Source organism: Streptomyces sp. NPDC040622 (assembly GCF_055593965.1).
Genome location: NZ_JBVIXD010000003.1, coordinates 770,081 through 791,471, shown reverse-complemented (window position 1 = coordinate 791,471; position 21,391 = coordinate 770,081). Strand labels below are relative to the sequence as shown.

15 protein-coding genes and 5 tRNA genes are annotated in these 21,391 nt (G+C 71.9%); 10 read left to right on the top strand and 10 right to left on the bottom strand.

From position 1 onward, the window contains the following. Positions 1 to 189: 189 nt before the first annotated feature. The 4 genes from ACZ592_RS12050 to ACZ592_RS12035 all read right to left on the bottom strand — a co-directional run bounded on the left by ACZ592_RS12050 (position 190) and on the right by ACZ592_RS12035 (position 3,880). A complete protein-coding gene (locus ACZ592_RS12050) occupies positions 190 to 1,332 on the bottom strand; it encodes a PP2C family protein-serine/threonine phosphatase (RefSeq protein ID WP_471581376.1) in 1,143 nt (380 codons plus the stop codon). A gap of 207 nt (positions 1,333 to 1,539) precedes the next feature. Further along, positions 1,540 to 1,613, bottom strand: a tRNA-Met gene (locus ACZ592_RS12045). Positions 1,614 to 1,659: 46 nt separating this feature from the next. Further along, positions 1,660 to 2,907, bottom strand: coding sequence for an alginate lyase family protein (locus ACZ592_RS12040; RefSeq protein WP_471581375.1), 1,248 nt, complete (start codon positions 2,905 to 2,907; stop codon positions 1,660 to 1,662). A gap of 115 nt (positions 2,908 to 3,022) precedes the next feature. Continuing rightward, positions 3,023 to 3,880, bottom strand: a complete 858-nt coding sequence (locus ACZ592_RS12035; protein WP_471581430.1) for a glycosyltransferase family 2 protein — start codon at positions 3,878 to 3,880, stop codon at positions 3,023 to 3,025. Between the two features lie 449 nt (positions 3,881 to 4,329). Between ACZ592_RS12035 and ACZ592_RS12030 the strand changes: the two genes are divergently transcribed. Beyond that, positions 4,330 to 4,875, top strand: a complete 546-nt coding sequence (locus ACZ592_RS12030) for a YceI family protein (RefSeq protein ID WP_471581374.1) — start codon at positions 4,330 to 4,332, stop codon at positions 4,873 to 4,875. A gap of 243 nt (positions 4,876 to 5,118) precedes the next feature. Here ACZ592_RS12030 and ACZ592_RS12025 read toward each other — a convergent pair whose 3' ends face one another. The 6 genes from ACZ592_RS12025 to ACZ592_RS12000 form a co-directional block, all read right to left on the bottom strand. Next, positions 5,119 to 8,313, bottom strand: a complete 3,195-nt coding sequence (locus ACZ592_RS12025; RefSeq protein WP_471581373.1) for an AfsR/SARP family transcriptional regulator — start codon at positions 8,311 to 8,313, stop codon at positions 5,119 to 5,121. Positions 8,314 to 8,616: 303 nt separating this feature from the next. Beyond that, positions 8,617 to 8,689 (bottom strand) — tRNA-Lys (locus ACZ592_RS12020). A 75-nt stretch (positions 8,690 to 8,764) separates the two neighbouring features. After that, positions 8,765 to 10,342: an amino acid permease gene (locus ACZ592_RS12015; protein WP_471581372.1), complete on the bottom strand. Its 1,578-nt coding sequence runs from the start codon at positions 10,340 to 10,342 to the stop codon at positions 8,765 to 8,767. A gap of 142 nt (positions 10,343 to 10,484) precedes the next feature. Next, the gene (locus tag ACZ592_RS12010; RefSeq protein WP_471581371.1) at positions 10,485 to 12,791 is read right to left on the bottom strand and encodes a DEAD/DEAH box helicase; all 2,307 of its coding nucleotides are present in this window, start codon (positions 12,789 to 12,791) and stop codon (positions 10,485 to 10,487) included. Positions 12,792 to 13,312: 521 nt separating this feature from the next. After that, the gene (locus ACZ592_RS12005; protein WP_471581370.1) at positions 13,313 to 13,876 is read right to left on the bottom strand and encodes a hypothetical protein; all 564 of its coding nucleotides are present in this window, start codon (positions 13,874 to 13,876) and stop codon (positions 13,313 to 13,315) included. Between the two features lie 123 nt (positions 13,877 to 13,999). Further along, positions 14,000 to 14,350 (bottom strand): metallopeptidase family protein, encoded by a 351-nt coding sequence (locus ACZ592_RS12000; RefSeq protein ID WP_471581369.1) that lies wholly within the window; start codon positions 14,348 to 14,350, stop codon positions 14,000 to 14,002. Between the two features lie 71 nt (positions 14,351 to 14,421). Between ACZ592_RS12000 and ACZ592_RS11995 the strand changes: the two genes are divergently transcribed. The 9 genes from ACZ592_RS11995 (at position 14,422) to ACZ592_RS11955 (ending at position 21,391) form a co-directional block, all read left to right on the top strand. Beyond that, a complete protein-coding gene (locus ACZ592_RS11995; protein WP_471581368.1) occupies positions 14,422 to 15,972 on the top strand; it encodes a metallophosphoesterase family protein in 1,551 nt (516 codons plus the stop codon). Between the two features lie 80 nt (positions 15,973 to 16,052). After that, positions 16,053 to 16,125: transfer RNA gene (locus ACZ592_RS11990), tRNA-Glu, on the top strand. A gap of 37 nt (positions 16,126 to 16,162) precedes the next feature. Further along, positions 16,163 to 16,237 (top strand) — tRNA-Asp (locus ACZ592_RS11985). Positions 16,238 to 16,264: 27 nt separating this feature from the next. After that, positions 16,265 to 16,341 (top strand) — tRNA-Phe (locus ACZ592_RS11980). Positions 16,342 to 16,592: 251 nt separating this feature from the next. Then, positions 16,593 to 16,835, top strand: coding sequence for a phosphopantetheine-binding protein (locus ACZ592_RS11975; protein WP_268772101.1), 243 nt, complete (start codon positions 16,593 to 16,595; stop codon positions 16,833 to 16,835). Then, positions 16,832 to 17,902 carry a DUF2332 domain-containing protein gene (locus tag ACZ592_RS11970; protein WP_471581367.1) on the top strand — a complete coding sequence of 357 codons (1,071 nt, stop codon included), beginning with the start codon at positions 16,832 to 16,834 and terminating at the stop codon, positions 17,900 to 17,902. Before ACZ592_RS11975 ends, ACZ592_RS11970 begins: the two co-directional genes overlap by 4 nt. Next, positions 17,899 to 19,380 carry a class I adenylate-forming enzyme family protein gene (locus ACZ592_RS11965; RefSeq protein ID WP_471581366.1) on the top strand — a complete coding sequence of 494 codons (1,482 nt, stop codon included), beginning with the start codon at positions 17,899 to 17,901 and terminating at the stop codon, positions 19,378 to 19,380. The genes ACZ592_RS11970 and ACZ592_RS11965 overlap by 4 nt, the downstream gene beginning before the upstream one ends. A gap of 8 nt (positions 19,381 to 19,388) precedes the next feature. Then, positions 19,389 to 20,153: a phytanoyl-CoA dioxygenase family protein gene (locus ACZ592_RS11960; protein ID WP_471581365.1), complete on the top strand. Its 765-nt coding sequence runs from the start codon at positions 19,389 to 19,391 to the stop codon at positions 20,151 to 20,153. Next, positions 20,150 to 21,391 carry an MFS transporter gene (locus tag ACZ592_RS11955; protein WP_471581364.1) on the top strand — a complete coding sequence of 414 codons (1,242 nt, stop codon included), beginning with the start codon at positions 20,150 to 20,152 and terminating at the stop codon, positions 21,389 to 21,391. The genes ACZ592_RS11960 and ACZ592_RS11955 overlap by 4 nt, the downstream gene beginning before the upstream one ends.

The following is a 21,391-nucleotide window of genomic DNA, read 5'->3' as shown; positions in this document are numbered from 1 at the left end:
GCTGCGTTATCGAACGTTAATAGACAGCACCTCTGTATTCCAAGCCGTTCCAGTTGATCGTTAACGCTCATCGGCTGTACGTAACGGGACACGGGGTGGGTGAACGGGGCGAGTTGACCCCGCCTCTTCACACACCGGAGCTTCACATTCCCTTGACAGTGCGTCAGTCTTTGTGCGGAGGGGTGTGCCTCAGTCACCGGTGGTGACCTCTGCCTCGCCGGCCAGCGGCCGCCGCACCGCGAGCAGCGCCATGTCGTCCGTCATGCCGCCCCCGGTGTGCCGCCTGACCTCCTCGGCGAGTGCGGCGAGCAGCGCGTGCGGCCCCGCGCGGCCGGGGAAGATCCGGCCGCCGAGCCGGGTCGCGGGATCGTAGAAGACCCCCGCCGCGTCGCGCGCCTCCGACAGGCCGTCCGTGTAGAAGAGCAGCAGCGCGCCCGGCGGGAAGTCCGTCTCGTCCGCCCGGTCCGGCCAGACCCCGAGGTCGCCCATGCCGAGCGGCAGCGCAGGCTCGCTCGCCGACAGGACGCACAGACGTCCGTCGCCACGCAGCAGCAGCGGCGGGGGATGCCCGCGGTTGACCAGCCGTACGACGCCCTCGCCGTGCCGGATCTCGGCGAGGACGGCGGTGGTGAACCCCTCGAAGGCGTCGAGCCCCTCGCGCCGGGTGCCCTCGCGCGCGAGGGCCCGCTCCAGGCGCTGCGCCACCGCCTCCAGGGTGGCCTCCTGCTCCGCGGCCTCCCGGAAGGCGCCGATGACGACGGCGACCGCCGCGACCGCGCCCATGCCCTTGCCCCGGACGTCTCCGACGATGAGCCGTACGCCGTGCGGGGTGTCCTGCACCGCGTACAGATCACCCCCGATGAACGCGTCGGCCTGCGCCGCCTCGTACCGCGCCGCGATGTCGAGCCCGCCGATGCGCGGATCCGGCTCGGGCAGCACGGCGCGCTGGGTGGCCTCGGAGATGGAGCGGGCGATGGCGAGCCGGTCGTTGCCGCGCCGCACGACACGGTTGATGACGATCGCGAGGGCCGCGACGGTGACGACCGTGATCACCTCGGTGACGGCCTCGACGTGGCTGCTGACCGAGTTGCCGTAGTGCAGGAAGAGCACGGCTCCGGTGGCCGCCGCGCCGGTCAGGACGGTGTTGAGCCGGGAGTAGAAGGGGGCCGCGATCAGAGGGGCGGCCGTGAAGAGGGGGGCGGCGGTGAACTCCGGCGGCGTCGTCGAGTCGTACACGACACCGACGACGAGGAGCAGGAGGGGCAGCGCCCGCACGAAGGTCCGCTCGTGCGCGGCGACACCGTTGTTGTCCGTTCCTCCTCGCTGCCCCACCGCTTGTCTCCCGCCGACTCCGCGCCCATGACCGCGCTCCACTCAGGGTTCCCGCAGCGGGGGAAGGGTGCGACCTGGTGTGGGCCGACCGGGTTAGGCGGACGGGCGGGCCGGGCGGACGGGCCCGAGGGCGGGCCGGGGCTCCGGGGGGGGGCAGAAAAAAACCTGAGGCCGGGAAGCTGATGCTTCCCGGCCTCAGGCCTTCAGTAGCGGGGACAGGATTTGAACCTGCGACCTCTGGGTTATGAGCCCAGCGAGCTACCGAGCTGCTCCACCCCGCGTCGATGAACACAACTCTACGCCATCCGGAGGGGTGCGTCGAACCACTTACGCGTTGCCCGCGTGCGTGAGCGTCTCCCAGGCCACGAAGAGGTCGTCCGTGCCCTCCGGCCGCCGCTGCTCGGTGTACTTCTCGGTCTGCGGCATCTCCAGGTGCAGCCGCCCCCGCAGGTGGTTCAGGCCGACCTCGGTGTCGGGCCCCATGTCGCGCTGCACCTTGCCGCCGCACAGCCAGCCGGGCGCCTCGGCGCCCAGCTGGTACTTGGAGTGGAACTCGAAGGCGGCCCGCAGCCGGTCCTCGGCCTCCGCGTACAGGTCGACGCCCTGGTGCCAGGCGGTCTCCGCCATGTGGGAGGTGGCGGCGAGCGAGTAGCTGGCGTGCTTGAAGTTGCGGCAGGTCTCCTGGGAGAGGCCGTCGGCGTAGGTGCCCTGGCCGAACCAGTACTTCTTCAGCTCGGCGGCCGTGTTGATGCCACTGCCCGCCGGGGAGACGGGCAGCTTCCCGTCCGACGTCAGGTAGAAGTACGCGGGCACACGCGTCCTGAAGTGCTGCACGGCTTTCTCGAAGGTGGGGTGGTCGTCCAGGAAGACGGCCATGGACATGGTGGCGTCGGCCATCACCAGGTCCCAGTTGCCGTTGCGCTCGACGGAGCCGTCCTTGACCTGGGGCAGGTAGGCGTTGCGCAGCATCCGCTCGAACCGCAGCAGCTGCCCGTCGCTCCAGCCGTCGTACGTGTAGCGCACGGCCTCGGCTGCGCGGGCCCAGGTGGCGGCGGCCCAGGCGGTCTGCAGCCCGGCGTTCTCCTCGGTGTGCTCCGTGATCACCTTCGACCAGGCGTCCATGATCTGCACGGCCTTCTCGGCGTGCGCGCGCTCGCCGGTGATGTTCCAGAGCAGGGCCTGGGTGTACGCGGCCAGGGCGTCCTCGCGCTCCTCGACGCAGCCTCGGCCGGGGCGGGTGCCGGGCGGGCACTCCACGACGGCGTACGGCTTCGCCCGGTAGTCGTCCGCCGCGTACTTGCTCCCCCGCATCTGCTCGTACGCCTTCGTCCAGGGCTGTTCGCGGGCCCGGACGTGGGCGCGTACGCGGTCGAGCTGCGCCTTGCTGACGAGGACGCCGGGGTGCGTGAACGCCTGGTCGAGGGGGCGGGCCGCGGCCGTACGGGTGCCGGACCCGCCGGACCCGCCGGAGCCGCAGGCCGCGGCGAGGGCGACGAGCAGCGCCGCGAGCAGCAGCCCGCCAGCGCCTCGTGCGGCCCGGCGGGCGACCACCGCTCTGCCGTGCCTCGCTGCCATGCCGCACCTCCCGTCGGCCACCGGCTCCCGGTGGACCGCTGGCAGTTCAGCGTGACCCGCCGGACCCGCCCGCGCGCGCCCGGAGAGGGCCGTTCGGGTCAGCCGGCCGCTCGGGTCAGATCACCGGGGGCCGGCCGAGCCGCGTGAGGCGCCAGACCGTGCGCCACCGCATCGGCCTGCGCCCGCCGCACGGCGTCCGCACCCCCTCGACGAACCCGCCCGCCCAGGCCCGCAGGCCCGGCAGCGACCGCGTGCGCAGCAGCGTGAGGAGCGTCCAGACGCCCAGGTGGACCGGGATCAGCGGCAGCGGGAGGCGGCGGCGGACCAGCCAGACGCGGTTGCGGGCGGTGTTGCGGTAGTAGACGGCGTGCCGGGCCGGGGAGGTCTTGGGGTGCTGGAGCAGCAGGGCCGGTTCGTAGAGGACCGTCCAGCCGTCGTCGACGGCCCGCCACGCCAGGTCGGTCTCCTCGTGCCCGAAGAAGAACTGGGCGGGCCAGGTCCCTGTCCTGGCGAGCATGGCCGTGGAGAGGGCGTGGCCGCCGCCGAGGAAGCCGGTGACCGGACCCCGGCGCATCGGGTCGGTGGCGCGCAGCCGGGGGATGTGGCGGCGCTGGGTCTCGCCGTGCTCGTCGGCGATGCGGAAGCCTGCGATGCCCAGGCGCGGGTCGGCGGCGAACAGGTCGCGGATCCGGCGGAAGACGTCGTCGTGGACGAGCAGCCCGTCGTCGTCGAGCTCGACGACGACGTCCACGTCGCCGAAGTCCATGAGCCGCTCGATGGCCACGTTGCGGCCGCCGGGGCAGCCGAGGTTCTCGTCCAGCCCGATGGTCGTCAGCTCGCCGGGAAGGGCGGGCAGGGCGGACGCGTCGGGCAGCGGCGACCCGTTGCCGACGAGGACGACGCGGTCCGCGGGCACGTCCTGCATGGCCACGGAGGCGAGGAGCGCGTCGAGCTCCCGGGGGCGGTTGCCCATCGTGATGACGGCGACGCCCAGGCGTGGCGGCTGCGGCACGGTGAGACTCCCAACGGGCGGGGTGCGGGCGGATCCGGGGCGGTACGGGTCCGGGGCGGTACGGGTCCGAGGCGGTACGGGTCCGTCCGCGGGGGACGGGAAGCCGCACAGTCAACACCACGGTGCCCGCCGGGTCGAAACCGGGCGGGGCGTGTGAGTCGTACCGGCGAACGCCCCACGCACGCCCCACGGGCACCCCACGCACGCCCCACAGGCGCCCCGCGCCCGCAACTCCACTCGACTCGGGGTGGGTTGGCGCTTGAGCAGCCCGAACCTGCCCGTTCGGCGGCGGTATCGTCGGTCAACCCACGACGTCGTCCCGTCCAGAACGTCGTCCGTCCACGACGCCTCTACCAGTGACCGGTTGCGCCGAACGCTTACTGCCTCTTCCACCCCAGGAGTGACCAAGCATGTCAACCATCACCAAGCTCAGTGAGCTGAGTGGCGAGTACGTCCTCGACACCGCCCGCACCCGCATCGGGTTCGTCGCCAAGCACTCGGTGGGGCCCAAAGTGCGCGGCCACTTCGAGGAGTTCGAGGGCAGCGCGCGGCTGGACGGCGACGACCCCACCCGGTCCGACATCCGGCTCACGCTCCGCTCCGAGAGCGTCCAGAGCCACAGCAAGTCCCGCGACGGCCTGGTGCGCGCCAAGTTCCTGGACGCGGCGAACCACCCCGTCATCACCTTCGTCTCGACCGGAGTGCGGCAGGTCGACGAGACCCACTACAAGGTCACCGGCGACCTCACCCTGCGCGGCACGACCCGGTCGCTCACCCTGGACGTCGAGTCGACCGGCGGCGAGAGCGACGCGCAGGGCGAGGTCCGGGTCGGCTTCAAGGGCGGCATCCCGATCGACCGCAAGGACTGGGGCGTGACCGCGAACGCCGTGGACACGCTCATCGTCAGCTCGAAGGTGACGGTGGAGTTCGAGGTCGAGGCGGTCCGCAAGCCCTGACGGGACTCGGGCGGCGCGCACGGCCCCGGTCTGGCGGGACTCAGACGGCGGGCACGGCCCCGGTCTGGCGGGACTCAGACGGCGGGCACGGCCCCGGCCCGGCGGGACTCAGACGGCGGGCACGGCCCCGGCCCGGCGGGACTCAGACGGCGGGCACGGCCCCGGCCCGGCGGGACTCAGGCCGCGGGCGCGGCCCCGGCCCGGCGGGACTCAGGCCGCGGGCGCGGCCCCGGTCGTCCGGGCTCACGAAGCCAGCGTGACCCCCGCCAGCTCGGACCAGTCGGCCCGCGCCCCCTCCCGCGCCGCCTTGGCGAACCCCGCGTCGCCGAGCCGGCGCCGCGCCGTCTCCTCGATGCGGGTCGCGTCCGGGTGGGAGAGGTCCGGCAGCCCGCGCACGCCCGTGCTCGCCGCGAGGAGCCGGACGGCCTGCTCGTACTCGCCCCTGCGCAGCGCCAGATCCGCGACACCGACGAGCACCTGCGCGATGGCCTGCACGTATCCCGCCCCGGCCGCCGCCTCGCAGGCCGCGGCCCGGTGCGCCCTGGCCTCGTCCAGGTCCTGTGCGAGGTAGCCGAGCAGGTCGTGCGTCGCGGCGCGGACGTGCGCCATCTCGTCGCCCAACACGTCCCGCGCCACGGCGAGTTGCCGACGCGCCTCCTCGGTGTCGCCCGCCCACCGGGCGAGCTCCGCCTTCGCGAAGGCCAGGTCGGCCAGCGCGTCGGGCCAGGTGACCCGCTCCGCGCACCGCTCGGCCTCGGCGAGGGCGGCCGCGACGGCGTCCGTGTCACCGAGCAGCCAGGCCAGCTGCGCCTGCCGCGCCCGCAACCGGATGACGTCCTCGGCGGCACCCGCCTCGGAGACGACCGCGATGGCCTCCTCGTAGTGCGCGCGCGCCCCGGCGAAGTCGCCGCGCACGGCGATCCGGTCGGCCAGCTCGCTCAGGGCGAAGTACGTCCCGTACCGCTCGCCGAGCGCCCGGAACTCGTCGAGCGCCGTCTCCAGATACGTGTCCGCCTCCTGCGCGTCCCTCCCGCCGAGGCCGAGCACGATCCGCATCTTGCCCAGGTGCAGCCGGGCCAGCGCGCGCACCCACGGGTCCTCGTCGTCGAGCAGCGGCTCCCACGCCTCCCGGAACGCGCCCGGCGCCGCCAGCAGGCGTTCCAGCGCCCCGACGAGTCCGAGCAGCGGGTAGCGGCTCGTGCTGCGCCGCCCGAACTCGCACGCCTGGTGGATCCACTGGGCGGCGTCGTGCTCGCTGCCCCGCCCCGAACTCACGAACAGCACGACGATCGCGTACGCCATCGCCCTGGCCTCGTCGCTCACCTCGCCCGGCGTCCTGGTGGCCGCGGTGATCAGCTCGAAGCCCTCCGTCCGGTGCCCGCCGAGCCACCAGTACCAGCCCGCGCCCGCCGCGAGCCGCATCGCCGCCTGCGCCTCGCCCGCCGCGAGCGCACCGCGCATCGCCGCGCTGATGTTGACGTGGTCGGTCTCCAGGCGGGCCAGCCACTCCAGCTGCTCGGCGCGGCGCAGGTGCGGGTCCGCGGTCTCGACGAGTTCGGTGAAGCAGGCCAGGTGGGCGTGGCGCGCCAGGTCCGACTCCCCCGCCTCCGCGAGCCGTTGCCCCGCGTACTCCTTGATGGTGCCGATCATGCGGTAGCGCGGTGCGGTGTCACCCTCGGCTAGCAGCAGCGACTTCTCGGTCAGCGCGGTGAGCAGCTCGAGGACCTGCCACTCTTCGACGCCGTCGCCCGAGCAGACCCGTTCGGCGGCTTCCAGACCCGCCCCGCCGGAGAACACGGAGAGCCTGCGCAGGACCGTGCGTTCGGCGTCGGTGAGCAGCTCCCAGCTCCAGTCGACGACCGCGCGCAGCGTCTTGTGGCGCGGCAGCGCCGTCCTGCTGCCGCTGGTCAGCAGGCGGAACCGGTCGTCGAGGCGGTGGGCGAGCTGGTCGACGGACATGGTGCGCAGCCGGGCGGCGGCCAGTTCGATCGCCAGCGGCATCCCGTCCAGGGCCCGGCACACGCGCACCATCGTCGCGAGGGTGGCGGCGTCGACCGTCGTGAGGGTGGCGGCGTCGACGGCGAGATCGCGGCGCACGGCACCGGCCCGGTCCCGCAGCAGCCGGACGGCGGGGGCGGCGGCGAGCTCGTCCGGGCCCGCGCCCTCGTCGGGCAGGGCCAGCGGCTCGGCCTGCCACAGCGCCTCGCCGGTGATGCCCAGCGGTTCCCGGCTCGTCGCCACGATCCGCAGCCTCCGGCACTCCCCGAGCAGCCGGTGGGCGAAGACGGCCGCCGCCTCGATGACGTGCTCGCAGTTGTCCAGGATCAGCAGCGCGTCCCGCTCGCGGATGGCGGCGACGAGGCGGTCGGTCAGCTCCGCGTTCGGGGCGCCGCCCAGGAGGGCGTCGCGCAGGCCGAGCCCGGCGAGGGTCGCCTGCGCCACGTCGGCCACGTCGCCGTCCGCGCCGAGCGCGGCGAGCTCCACCAGCCAGGCGCCGTCCGGGAGTTCACCGAGCAGCGTGCGGGCGGTCTCAGTGGCCAGCCGGGTCTTCCCCGAGCCGCCGGGACCGATGACGGTGGTGAGCCGGTGCTCGGCGACGAGCTCGCGGACCGCGGCGACGTCGGCGTCCTTGCCGACGAAACTGGTCAGCTCGGCACGGAGGTTGGTCCGGCCGGCCGCCTCTTCCCGCGCCGGGTCGGGCCGGCGGAGCTCGCCCCGCAACAGTGCGACGTGCAGGGCGGCGAGATCCGGCGTGGGGTCGACGCCGAGCGCCCCGGCCAGCGCCTCCCGTGCGCTCTCGTACGCCAGCAGCGCCTCGCTGTCGCGGCCCGCGGCGACGAGGGCCCGCATCAGGGCGGCGACGAGCCGTTCCCGCAGCGGGTGGGCGGCCACCAGGTCGGTCAGCTCCGTGACCATCTCCGCACCGCGCCCGAGGGCGATCTCCGCGTCGACCCGCTCCTCGGTGGCGGTCAGCCGCAGCCCGTCGAGCCGGGCGATCACGGCTTCGTACGCGCCGCTGTCCTGAAGCCCGACGTCCTGCATGACCGCGCCGCGCCACAGGCCGAGGGCCTCGCGCAGCTGCCGCACCCGTCCGGAGGGGTCCCCGGCGCGGGCCTGCCCCGCGCCGACGAGGCGTTCGAACCGCACGGCGTCGACGGCGTCGGGCTCCACGGCCAGCCGGTAGCCGTCCGTCTGCCCCTCGACGGTCCCGTCCGGGAGCACCTTCCGCAGCCGGGACACCAGGCGCTGCAGGGCGTTCGTCGCGTCCGCGGGCGGCTGCTCCCCCCAGATCCAGTCGACGAGCACCGCCTTGGGCACCGCGTGCCCCGGTCGCAACGCGAGGGCGACGAGCAGCCCGCGCAGCCGCGCCCCCGGTATGTCGGCAACCCGGCCGTCCTCGCCCCGCACCTCGAATGGCCCCAGCATCGCGATCTGCACCCGCCGAGTTTGCCATCCGATCCCGGCGGGCGGATCGGGAAGCCAGGACCCGGATGTGCGGCCGGCGGCCCGACGGACGCGTCGGCAGCGTGAGGCGGCGGAGGACCGCGACGAGGGGGTACGGATCCGGCGCGTGCCGAGAGCCGCCCGCACAGCGCCGGCGTTTCCCCGTGACCGGGTGCGGGCCCTGAAAAAACCATGACCGCCGCCCCTACGGCCGACAGCGGGACGCCCGGGGATCCCCGGGCCACCAGAACGACGTCGGGCCCCTGGCCAGATCTCTCTGACCAGGGGCCCGTCCGGTAGACCGTGTGGGACTCGAACCCACAACCAATGGATTAAAAGTCCACTGCTCTGCCAATTGAGCTAACGGTCCTCGTCGGTGCACCCCCGAGCATAGCGGGACGGGCCGCGGCATCCGATCGGGTATCGCCGTCGAGGGCCGGTGCCGTTACGGATCGAGGGGTTCCGGACGGCCCGCGCGGGCCGCGTCGCGCGCTCGTGTGCGGGCGTGACCGGGGTCGAGGAACCAGTGCCTGGCCGACACCAGCCACCAGACCGCCGCGAAGCCGAGGACGACCAGGACGGCGATCGGCGCGTAGTTGAAGGTCTCCCAAGTGACCGGCGAGACCTGCGGCAGCATGAACAGGACCGTGATCACGCCCACCCAGGCCACCGCGACGATGCCGATCGGCCGGGACCACCGGCCCAGGTGCCAGGGACCGCGCTCGAAGTCGTCCCCCTTGCGCAGCCGCAGCAGGGTCGGGATGACGTACGCGATGTAGAGCCCGATGACGGCGATCGAGGTCACCGCCGCGTAGGCCGTGACGTTGATCAGGTACGGCAGGCCGAGCACCAGCGCGCCGAGCGCCGCCAGCCACACCGCCGCGACGGGGGTCCTCGTGCGCGGGCTGACCGAGTGCCAGACGCGGGAGAACGGCAGCGCGCCGTCCCGCGAGAAGGCGTAGATCATGCGGGAGTTGGCGGTCACGGACGCCATCCCGCAGAAGAGCTGCGCGCCGATCACGACGAGCAGGAGCAGCTTGCCCGCCGTCGCCCCGAGCGCGTCCAGGAGGATCTGTGCGGGCGGGGCGCCCGTCGCGGAGCCGCGGGCCCCCTCGTACGACTGGATGGCGAAGGTGAAGCCGAGGAGCAGCACGAAGCCGGCGACCCAGGACGTCCAGATGGCCCGGACGATGCCCTTCGGTCCCGCGGTCGAGGCGTCGTGGGTCTCCTCGGTCATGTGCGCCGACGCGTCGTAGCCGGTGAAGGTGTACTGCGCCATCAGCAGCCCGATGAGGGCGACGTACAGGCCGCTGCCCCAGCCCGTGTTGTTCACGAACTCGGTGAGGACGAAGGACGCCGACTGGTGCGAGTCCGGCGAGAACGCGAGCGCGCCGACGATGACGGCGACGCCGCCCACGTGCCACCACACGCTGATGCTGTTGAGCAGCCCGACGATGCGCACCCCGAAGGTGTTGAGCAGCCCGTGCAGCACGAGGATCGCGGCGAAGAGCAGGATCGTGCGCTCCTCGGTGACCGCGAAGTCGAACTGGAGGTTCAGGTACGCCCCCAGGAACGAGGCCGCGCCGAAGTCGATCCCGGCGGTCACGGCGACCTGCCCGAGCACGTTGAACCACCCCGTGAACCACGCCCACGCGGCGGCAGAGCGCGCGGGCGCGAGCCGGTGCGCCCAGAAGTAGAGCCCGGCGGAGGTCGGGTACGCCGAACATATCTCCGCCATGGCGAGCCCCACGAAGAGCGTCATCAGCCCGACCCCGACCCACCCCCAGGTGATCAGGGCGGGCCCGCCGGTGTTCATCCCGAACAGGTACATGGTGAGGCACCCGGACAGCACGGAGATGATCGTGAACGAGACGGCGTAGTTGGAGAAGGCGGACATGCGGCGCGCGAGGACCTGGGTGTAGCCGAGCTGCGCGAGACGCTCCTCGTCGGAGCCGGGGGCGGGTGGGGGCGAGCCGGGCACGGGTGACGGGGAGCCGGGCACTCCCCGCGAGTCATTTGTCATGTCCCCAGCGATGCCCTCGCCGGGGGCACGGCATGCGCCACGGCCCGCCTTCTCCGGATACGCCGAAGGGCCCGCACGACGTGATGTCGTGCGGGCCCTTCGGTCAGGCGGTCCTGCCGGGCCTCGCGGTCCTGGCTACAGGTCAGCCGTTGCGCTTCCAGCGCGGCTTGTCGTCACGGCGGCCGAAGGAGCCCGTGCCGGTGCCGGAGCGGTCGTCGCGGCGGGTGTGCGACGGGCGGTCGTGGCCGCCGGAGCGGAAGCCGCCGGAGGGGCGGTCGTCACGGCGGTCGCGGTTGAACGGACGGTCGCTGCCGCGGTGGCCGCCGGAGGGGCGGTCGTCGCGGCGGAAGCCACCGCCACGGTTGTCGTCACGACGGTCACGGTTGAAGCCGCCACCACGGTTGTCGTCACGACGCTCGAACGAACGGCCACCGCCACGGTTGTCGTCACGGCGCTCGAAGGAGCGGCCGCCACGGTCGTCACGACGCTCGTCGCGGCGGAAGCCGCCACCACGGTTGTCGTCACGACGGTCACGGTTGAAGCCACCGCCGCGGTTGTCGTCACGACGCTCGAACGAACGGCCGCCACCACGGTTGTCGTCGCGGCGGAAGCCACCGCCACGGTTGTCGTCACGACGGTCACGGTTGAAGCCGCCACCACGGTTGTCGTCACGACGCTCGAACGAACGGCCGCCACCACGGTTGTCGTCGCGGTTGAAGCCACCGCCACGGTTGTCGCGGCGGTCCCGCTCGTAGTTGCCGCGCTCGTCGCGCTGCGGGCGGCGGTTCTCGTACGAGGAGGAACGCTCCTCGCGCTCCGGGCGCTCGGCCACGGGCTGCTCCGGCACCGACACGGCGGCCTCGACGACGGCCTCGGCGGCAGCGGCGGCCTCGGCGACCGCGACCTCGGGGTCGTCACCGCGCTCGCGGGCGGCACGCGCGGTGAGGCGCTCGGCCTCCTCGCGCAGCTCGGTGGCGCGGCGGGTGGCGCGCTCCAGCTCCTTGGTGAGGTCCTTGACCTCACGCTCGGCCTGGGTCGCGGCGTTGCCCGCGGAGTCGGCCTGCACCTCGGTCATCGAACGGGCGCCGGTGATCTCGGCGACCTCCGGGTCGAAGGTGCCGCCGCCGTTGATGATGTGGCGGCCGGCGTCGACGCCCGCGTCCTCCATGAGGCGGAAGATCTGGCGGCGCTGGTGCGGCAGGGAGAGGGAGACGACCGTGCCGGAGCGGCCCGCGCGAGCCGTACGGCCGGAGCGGTGCAGGTAGTCCTTGTGGTCGCCGGCCGGGTCCACGTTCAGGACCAGGTCGATGCCGTCGACGTGGATGCCCCGGGCGGCGACGTCGGTGGCGACGAGGGCGTTGACGTAGCCCTTCTTGAAGTCCTCCAGCACGCGGGTGCGGGCACCCTGCGTCATGCCGCCGTGCAGCGCGTCGGCCTTCACGCCGGAGTCGCAGAGCTGCTCGGCGATGCGGTCGGCGCCCAGCTGGGTGCGGACGAAGATGATCGTGCGGCCCTTGCGGGCGGCGATGGCGGCCGTGACGGGCGCCTTGTCGCGGGGCTTCACGATCAGGATGTGGTGCGACATGGTCGTGACGTTGCCCTGGGCGCTGTCGACCTCGTGCGTCACCGGGTTGTTCAGGTAGCGCTTGACCAGCGTGGAGATCTCGTTCTCCATCGTGGCCGAGAACAGCATGCGCTGGCCGCCGGAGGGGACCTGGTCGAGCAGCTCGGTGACCTCGGGCAGGAAGCCCAGGTCGGACATCTGGTCGGCCTCGTCGAGGACGGCGATCTGGGTGTTCTCCAGCGAGCAGGCGCCGCGGTTGATGATGTCGCGCAGTCGGCCCGGGGTGGCGACGAGGATGTCGACGCCGCGCTCCAGGGCGTAGATCTGGTTGCCCATCGACGTACCGCCGCAGACGACCTTCATCTTCAGGCCGAGCACGTCGCCGTACGGCTGGAGGGCGTCCGCGACCTGCATCGCGAGCTCACGCGTCGGCGTGAGGATGACACCGCGGGGCTTCTTCTTCTCGGTGCGGCCCTCGGCGGCCAGCGTCGCCAGCATCGGCAGACCGAAGGAGAGGGTCTTGCCGGAGCCGGTACGGCCTCGGCCGAGGATGTCCTTGCCGGCCAGGGCGTCCGGGATGGTCGCGGCCTGGATCGGGAAGGGCGTGGTGACGCCGTTCTGCGCGAGCTTGCGGACGATGCCCTCGGGCAGACCGAGGTCTCCGAAGGTGGTCTCGGGCTCGGCGTCGGCGTCGGCGTCGGCCCGGGGGGCGTCGGCGTCGGAGTCGGCGTCGGGGGTGACCTCGGTGACGTCCGCGGCCTCGATGGACTCGACCGGCTCGACGGCGTCGGCGACAACCTCTACGGCGTCGTTCTCGACGGCCTCGACAGCCTCGACGGCCTCGTTCTCGGGCAGGACGGCGTGGTCAGAACTGAAAATGGACATGCGAAATGCGAAACCTTCCGGAGTCTCGGCACGCGCCCGTCAACTCCGTGATTTCGCAATGGACCGCCTCTATGCGGTCAGCCACGGCAAGGGAGAGTACGCGCCACGCGGCGCTCTTCTGTGGCGGCGCCGGGCAAATGGGATCAAACGATCTACCACCATACGCACCCACCACCCCGGATGGCAAACCGCCCTCCCCCGACACCCTCGACCAGGCACGCAACCGGGCCCGGAAAGCCCCGCGGGAACCCGCCCGTGAGCACGTGCCGAGCATGTGCCGAGAACCCGCCGAGGACCCGCCGAGGACCCGCCCCGGCGCTCGCCCTCACGCACGCGCGGAGCCCCCGCCCGGAGCGCGCGCAAAGGCCCCGCCCGGAGCACGCGCCGGAGCCCGCAGGGAGCCCACACCGGGCCCCGCGCCGGACCCCGCACCGGACCCCGCCGGAGCGCCCGCCACGGCCCGCCGGAAGCGCCCACCAGCCCCCGCCCGCGGAATCCCCACCGAGCCGGCACCCGCACACCTACCGGGGCCCCACCTGCGGCGAAGGCTCGCGTCCCGAGATCTCCTCGTGCCGCCGCTGGAGCTGGGCGTCCTGCCCCGAGCCCTCCGACGACGAGGGCTCCGGAGTGGTGGGATCCGGCGTCGGGGTGGGCGTCGGCTTCGGCGGGTCGGGCGTGGGGGTCGTACGGGTCGGGGTCGGCTTGGGCCGCGTCGGCGTGGGCTTCCCCGGCCGGCCCGGCTTCGGCGGCCTCGCGGGGGCCGACGCGGAGGAGGACTCCTCGGGCTTCGCGCCCTTCGCGTCGTCCGCACCCCCGTGCGCCGTGTCCTTGCCCCCGCCCTTCTTGCCCTTCCCCTTGCCCTTGCCCTTCCCCTTGCCGCGGCCCTTCTCCCGCTCACCGCCGGACCCGGCGTCGCCGCCCTGCGTCACGGGACCGCCGTCGGGTGCGGCCGCGCCACTGCGCTGCCCCGCGGAGCGCCCGGGCCCGGGGGCCGCCCCGTCGTCACTGACGCTCATGCAGCCCGCGGTCGCCGCTACGGCCACCGCGACCGCGGCCCATCGGACGGGAACGTACAACTGGCGCACGGCCGAGCACCTCCTGAGGCGCTGAGAATCCAGACGCCCTGCCCAACTCCCCCGGCACGCAAGAGGACACGGAGGTCCACCCCCACCCGCGCGGGCCCCGCACACCAGGCCGGACCGCCTCGCTCACCCGTACCCGAGCGCGTGCAGCCGGTCGTCGTCGATCCCGAAGTGATGGGCCACCTCGTGCACCACGGTGATCTCGGTCTCGGCCACCACGTCCTCGCGCGTCGCGCACATCCGCAGCGTCGGCCCGCGGTAGATCGTGATCCGGTCGGGCAGGACGCCCGCGTACCACTCGCCGCGGTCGGTCAGGGGCGTGCCCTCGTAGAGCCCGAGCAGCTCGGGATCGTCGGAGGGCGGCTCGTCCTCCACGAAGACGGCCACGTTGTCCATCAGCCGTGTCAGCTCCGGCGGAATCCGGTCGAGAGCCTCGCCGACCAGTTCCTCGAACTCCTCGCGCGTCATCTCCAGCACACCCCCATTGTCGGTCACGCCACCGGCCGCGTCCCGGCATACCCGTCCCCGCACTTGGGCATACGGGACCAATGGCCCGCGACGTCCCAGTCGTCCTCCAGGGCGTACGAAGGGCGGGAAACGCCCTCGTAGGCCACTACCGCGATCGCCGCACCCACCCCACCAGCGAGCTGATCAGCCCCCCGCACCCGTACGCCAGGGCCCTCGGCCTGATCACGGTCGTCCTGTTCGGCGCCTGGCTCGGCCTGCTCATCGTCGGCAGCGTGCGGGCCCCGGTCGGCCCGATGGACACACGCATGACGCTGCGTCCGTCCGTGTCCGGCGGCACGAAGATCAACGTCTCGCCGCTGGGCGCCCTGGAGCTCCGCTCCCACGTCGCCCCCATCCGCCTGGACGTCGACGTGGACCGCCTGGACCCGGTGCGCTCACAGGCCCTCGTCGACCACCCCGAGCGGCTCTCCGGGCTCCAGGAGGAGGTCGCGCGCGACGTCGGGCACGGCACGCTCGACCTCGCCGTACGCTCCTGCGTCGCCGTCGTCTCCGGCGCCACGGCCCTCGGCCTCGCCGTCTACCGCCGCCCGCGCCGCGCGCTCGCCGCCGGCGGCCTGGCCCTCGCCCTGCTCGCGGCCTCGGGCACCGCGGCGTACGCCACCTGGAACCCGAAGTCCGTCCTGGAGCCCAAGTTCTCCGGACTGCTCGGCAGCGCGCCCTCCGTCGTCGGCAACGCCCGCAGCATCGTCAGCGAATTCGACGTCTACCAGCAGGAGTTGGCGCGCCTGGTCACCAACGTCACCAAGCTCTACGACGCGACGTCCACGCTCCCCGCCTACCAGCCCGACCCCACCACGATGCGGGTCCTGCACGTCTCCGACATCCACCTGAACCCGGCGAGCTGGAAGATCATCGCCTCGCTCGTGGAGCAGTACGACATCGACGTCATCGTCGACTCGGGCGACACCATGGACCACGGCTCGGCCACCGAGAACGGCTTCCTCGACCCGATCGAGGACCTGGGCGCGCCCTACGTGTGGGTCCGCGGCAACCACGACTCGCGCACCACCCAGCGCTACCTGGAGCGCTTCAAGAACGTCCGCGTGCTCGACGACGGCAAGGCCGTGACGGTCGCGGGCCTGCGCCTGGCCGGCATCGGCGACCCGCAGTACACCCCCGACCGCTCCGTGAAGGCCGAGGGCGACGCGGTCGAACACATGGCGGGCATCCGGCTCGCCTCCGCGCTGCGCGCCGAACGGGCGGCAGGCACCCCCGTCGACGTCGCCATCGCGCACAACCCGACGGCGGCGCGGGAGACGGACGGCGAGGTGCCGCTCGCCCTCGCGGGCCACGTCCACCACCAGGGGATGGAGGTCATGGACGAGGGGACCCGGCTGCGCATCGAGGGGTCGACGGGCGGCAGCGGGCTGCGCGCGGTCGAGGGCAAATACCCCGACCCGGTCCAGGCCTCGGTCCTCTACCTGGACCGCACGACCAAGCGGCTGCAGGCCTGGGACGAGATCGAACTGGGCGGGCTCGGCCTGACGAAGGCGGAGGTCAGCCGCCACCTCCCCAAGGAGAACCGGCCCGGAGCGACCCCCTCGACGCCCTCCCCCACCCCCTCCCCGTAAACCGTTTTGGCGATAGCTCCCCGCATCCCATATGCTTCTCACGTCCCCGACGCGCTGCAAAGCGCCCAGGCGGGCCCTTAGCCCTCATCGTCTAGTGGCCCAGGACGCCGCCCTTTCAAGGCGGTAGCACGGGTTCGAATCCCGTTGGGGGCACGCAACACCTTGTGCAGTGTTCACTTCTGCACATCATGGTCCTGTGGAGCAGTTTGGAGTGCTCGCCACCCTGTCAAGGTGGAGGCCGCGGGTTCAAATCCCGTCAGGACCGCTTGCAGATCACTTCGGTGACCTGCGTGGCTGGGTAGCTCAGTTGGTACGAGCGATCGCCTGAAAAGCGATAGGTCGCCGGTTCGATCCCGGCCCCAGCCACCAGAAAAAGGAAAGTCCCGGACGGTACGCCGTCCGGGACTTTTTCGTTGCGCCACGCCACGCCACGCCGCCCCGCGAGGGAGCCCCGCGAGGGAGCAGCGCGACAACGATCATTCAACGGTCATGCGCGCCGGCGATACCGTGCGGCAGCCGGTCGGCGAGCAGGCGACCCGGGCGGATCGGCGGGACGCGGTGTGAGTACTCCGTACCGTCCCTGAGGCAGGTAGGCAGGCTGACGCGGGGAGGACACGACGATGGACGAAGAGACCTTCTACGAGGAGAGCAAGAAGTATCTGCGCGAGATTCTGGGCGAGGCCGACCTGGAGCTCGCCTCGGACACCGAACTTCTGGACTCCGGCTTGCTCGACTCACTGTCGACACTGGAGTTCTTCTTCTTCATTGAGGAAGTCAGAGGCGCACCGATCGATCCGGAGGAGGCCAGTCCGGAGTCGATCTCCACGCTGCGCAACGCCTACAAGCTGGTGCAGTCGGCATGACACTCACCGTGGAGCAGGTGCACGCGGGCTGGGCCTGGCAGCGGGAGATCTGTCGGCAGGCCGGGTCGGCCGGCTACGTAGGGATGATCACCGGGGTGATGGACCGGCTCGGTCGCGACCCCCGGCTCACCGAGTTGCTCACCTCGGAGACGCGGGACCCCATCCAGTCCGCCCAATGCCTCAGGCTGCTGGGCGCGGTCAACCGGGTGGCCCTGGCGGAGAACGCCTCCTGGGTCACGGACCACTACCCGGTCTTCGGCGGGCGGTGCGATGTCGATCGACTCGTCCCGGCCTTTCTGGCCTTCCTCCAGGACCGGATGCCGGCGGTGCGGCGGGAGCTGCCGGCCGGTGTGCAGACCAATGAGGTGGGACGAGCGGCTCCGCTGTCCGCCGCGATCAATTACGTGGCCGAGGCGACCGGAATGCCGGTCCGACTGCTCGAGGTCGGCGCCAGCGCCGGTCTCAACCTCCTCATCGACCGGTACTTCGTCGCCTCGGGCGAGCGGAGCTGGGGCCCTCCGGACTCGGCCCTGCGCCTGACCGGGCAGTTCAAGGACGGCGATCCGCCGACCGGAGCCCCAGAGGTCGTCGAACGCCGGGGCTGCGACCTCAACCCGATCGACGCGCGAGACCCGAGGTGCATGGACCTCTTGAGGTCGTTCGTGTGGCCCGAGCACGTCGAGCGCATGACCCGGCTCAACGCGGCGCTCGACATCGCACGGTCCGCTCCCGCCGTCCCGATCGATGCGGACGAAGCCTGCGCGTGGGCCTCCCGGCAGCTCGCCACCCGCCCGGCGGGCCAGGCCACCGTGCTCTACCACTCCATGGTCCTCACGTACTTCGATGACGCCGAACGTGCCAAGTTCGCGGACCTCGTCCGTGCCCACGGCGCCGGTACCACCGCCGACCGGCCGCTGGCCTGGATTTCCATGGAGCCGAACGAGGACGACTCGACCGTGGTCGAGGTCAGCTGCCAGCTGTGGCCCGACGGGCGGCGCTTCCTGCTCGCCCGGTGCACGCCGCACGGCGGCGAGGTGCGGTGGGCCCCGGCGGAGATCCCGGCATGAGCGCGGACACCCTGCTGGAGGTCTACGAGCGTCAGGCGGCGAGTACGCCGGACGGCGAGGCGCTCGTCTACGCCCGCGCTCCCTACGAGGGGACCACGCTGACCTGGCGTGGGCTCCTGGAGCGCGGCCGGGAGCTCGCACCGAAGCTCCGGGAGGCCGGACTCGGTCCCGGCGGCCGCTGTGCCGTGGTCATGATCGACCACCCGGACGTTCTTCCCGGTGTGCTCGCCGTCTGGCAGGTGGGCGGCGTGCCGGTCCTCCTGGACAGCCAATGGGGGCGCACCACCACTCGCTCGGTGCTGCGTCTGAGTGCCGTTGAGACGGTCTTCGACGCGGCCCGTGGTACCTGCGAGAGCGCTCCGGCCGGCGGCGCGGATCCTCCACCGTTGCCGGGGGACACCGCGCTGCTCAGCTACACCTCGGGCTCCACCAGTGACCCGAGGGGAGTGGTGCTGACGCACAGCCAGCTGCTCCACGCCTATCGGGCCGGCGGTGCCGCGCTGACCGAACTCCTGGGGCAAAGACGGCAGCGCTTCGGCGTCACCATGCGGCTGTCAGGTCTTGGCATCCTCGGCATGAACTACCTGTGGCCCGCTGTCATGGGACTGCCTGTCACGGTCCTTCCCGAGCTCACCGTCGCCTCGGCGAAGGGCTATTGGGCGGGGCTCAGGGAACATGACGTCGACCTCACCTATCTGGTCCCGCCGCTCGTGGATCTGCTCACCAAGATGTCGGTGGACCCCGGAGCCGAACACGGGGACACCATCGTCTGCCTGTCGGGGGGCGCACCCCTCTTCGAGCAGTCTCAGCGGGCCATCCAGCAGAACTGCCGGGCCGTGCTCCTGAACGTCTACGGCCTCACCGAAGTCTCCTTCGCCGCCTTCTTCGGGGACATCGGGCCTGACGGGCGGGCGACCCACTCCATCGGCCGGCCCGCGACCGTGTCGGCGAGGCTGCGGTCGGCGGACGGCAGCATCGTCGTCGGCCCGGGCGAAGGCGAACTCGAACTGCACGGTGCAGCGGTGAGCCACGGCTACTACGCGAACGACACCGCGAACAAGGAGTTGTTCCGGGAGGGCTGGGTCAGAACCGGAGACCTTGCCGGCCGAGACGCCGGCGGCCGCTACCGCATCACCGGCCGGCACAAGGACGTGGTGCTCAGAGGGGCATTCACCGTCTACCTGCATGAGATCGAAGAGGCGGCCAACGGGCATCCCGGTGTACTGGAATCGGCGGCCGTCCGACTTCAGCTGCGTACCGGTGAGGATGTGGGGCTGCTCGTGCGAGTGGCACCAGGACCGGATGCGGAAACCAAGACCGCGGACCTACGTGAGCACCTCGCTCTGGAGTTGGGGGACCAGCGGACACCGCGCCGCATCGTCAGAACGACGGAACCACTTCCCCGACTGGCACAGCACAAGATCGACCGTCGCGCTGCCCACGCGCGATGGCATGAGCTGAGCACGCCTAACGCCTAGGAGTGAACATGACCGCAGCAGGCTTCGACCTGGACTGGGCAAAGTTCCGACGGAACGGCTTCCTCGAACTCGGACCTCGTCTGTGTGAAAGTGACCGGCTGGCCGTACTCGAGCACTTCGACAAGCTGGATGCCGCGGACCGGATTCCGCCGGGCTATCAGGCGCAGTACGACGAGTCGGGCGGAACACGCAGGTTGCGCAAACTGCGTCGGCTCCTGTGGAGCGACAAGAAGCTCTACGCGCCGATTCTCCACCGGATGGGGGCGCTCGACCTGGCGGAAACGCTCATCGGTCCGAGTGCCGTGGCGATCCTCCATGCGGCCTTCCTCAAGCCGGCCCGGATCGGCACCCACGTCGCGCCGCATCAGGATCAGGCTCTGTGGGACCGCCACCTCCCCGGCTCCTTCAACATGTGGACCGCGCTGACCGACGTGTCGCCCGCCAACGGCGGCCTGCACGGCTATCCGGGCTCGCATGTCCACGGCGTGATCGAACACCGCGACGACCCCGATCACCCGTGGCACGAAACCCTGAGCTACAAAGTGCCCGAACTCGCCGAGCGCCACGACTTCTTGCTCAAGCCCGGCGAATCCGCGATGTGGGAATCCACCTTCGTGCACGGGAGCGAGCCGAACACCTCCGACGAGGACCGCCGGGGCATGGTCGTGGTCTTCGCGGACAGCTCCGCGGCGAACTTCCACGAGCGTGACGTCATGACACTCGAGCAGATACGTTCCCTCGCCGCAGCTGGAGCCACGACGGAGTCCAGGTGACCAACGACGGGGTCCAGGTCGAAGAGCGGAACGCCAAGCCGACACTCTGGGTTCCGGATTTCCGGCTCTTCTTCACGGCCAGGACCACGTCACTGCTCGGGGACGCCGCACTCCCGGTCGCGATCACTGCCGCCATGCTGGAGGCCGGCTACGGCATCTCGGGTGTGGGGTACGCGCTGGCCGCGCATCTGGGGCCGTTCGCGGGATTCATGATCTTCGGCGGGGTGCTGTCGGACCGGCTCGGCGCGCGGCGACTGATGATCTTCGCGGACTTCGTGCGCCTGGCCGTCCAACTCACCCTGGCGGCCCTGCTGCTGACCGGACCACCGCCACTCTGGGTGATCCTCACCTTGCTGGCCATGCTCGGCACCGGCGGTGCGCTGTTCCAGCCGGGCGTGGCCAGCGTGACCCCCAGGCTCGCGTCCGACGTGCAGCGCGCCAACGCCGTCCTGCGCATCACGGAGTCGTCCGCCGTCGTGGTCGGCCCGGCTGTCGCCGGCGGGCTGCTGGCGCTGATGCAGCCCGCCGCCGTGATCGCCTTCGACGCGCTGACGTTCGGCGCCAGCGGCTGCTGCCTGCTGCTGCTGCGCCTGGCGCCCCTGCCCGCGCCCGACGGGCCGAGGAGCTCGCTGCGCAGCGATCTCTTCGTGGGCTGGCGCGAGTTCGTGGCACGGCGGTGGCTGTGGCAGGTCGTAGCGGTGTGGATGCTGTTTCAGCTGGGCTCCTGGGGGCCGACCCTGACCCTCACCAACGGCATCCTGGTCGACCGACTCGGCGCTTCGACCTTCGGCCTGATCATGTCCGCCATGGGACTCGGCAGCGTTCTGGGCGGAGTGATCGCGATCAGACTGCGTCCGGTGCGACCGCTTCGTGCGGCCACCATCGCGATGTTCTTCTACGTGCTGATTCCCCTGAGTTCGTCATTCGACCTGTCGGCTCCGATGCTCGGCGCCTGCTATTGCGTCGGCGGGGCGAGCATGGCGTTCTGGGGAGTCATGTTCCACACCAGCGTGCAGACGTACATACCGGTCCAATTCCTTGGGCGAGTGCACGCATACGACGCGGCGGGCTCGCTGATGATGAAGCCGGTGGGGCAGGCGCTGGCCGGCCCCGTAGCCGGAGTCATAGGTGCTGTTCAGCTACTCCATATCGCAACCGGAATAGGCATCGTGGTGTGCCTCATCCTGCTGCTGCTGCCTGCGGTCCGTAATCTCCCCCGGAACGAATGTGTGGGATAA